Origin of the sequence: Streptomyces beijiangensis, assembly GCF_017315755.1 — a bacterium.
GTDB lineage: Bacteria > Actinomycetota > Actinomycetes > Streptomycetales > Streptomycetaceae > Streptomyces > Streptomyces beijiangensis.
The window spans coordinates 1-557 of sequence record NZ_JAFLRJ010000813.1 but is presented as its reverse complement, the minus strand read 5'-3'; the positions used below and the strand labels follow the sequence as shown (position 1 = coordinate 557).

Genomic DNA, 557 nt, shown 5'->3' with positions numbered 1-557 from the left:
GGTACGTCGGGAGCCGCCGGGGGTTCCGGTGCCTCGGGGAGGGTCGGAGAAGCGACCGGAGGCGTACGGCGCACGGCCCCGACGGGGTCCAGCCGGCGGGCCGGCTCCGTGGTCGGCCGGGGGGCGGAGACCAGCGAAGGGCGCGGACTGGGTGCGGTGGCCCGTACGGGCATCGGCAGGATCGTGGTGGTCGCGGTGGTGGCGGCGCGCTGGATCGCGGGTGCCGGTGCCGATGCCGGTGCGACAGGCGCCGAGCCGGTCGTGGAGGTGGGCACCACGGCGGGCTGTGCAGCAGAGGCAGAGGCAGAGGCAGAGACAGGGGCAGGGGAGCTGGCGCGCTGGACGGCCCGGCCCGTCGCGCTGGGAGTCACGGGACGCGCTGCCTCGGTACGGGGGCCGGGGGCGGGGGTCGCACGCTGGATCACCGGGCCTGTAGGCCCTGTGACGGCAGGGGACGCGGGCACGGGCGGGCTGCTTGCCGATGGGGTCGGCCGTACGACGTCAGGTACGGCCGTCCGCTGAACTGCCGTACCCGGTACGGGACTGGGTGGCACCGG

Annotated in this window: 1 pseudogene; it reads left to right on the top strand. The window is 76.5% G+C overall.

Annotated elements, in window-relative coordinates:
• Positions 1-522: pseudogene (locus J0695_RS39240) on the top strand (hypothetical protein); the annotation flags it as partial.
• Between the last annotated feature and the right edge of the window lie 35 nt (positions 523-557).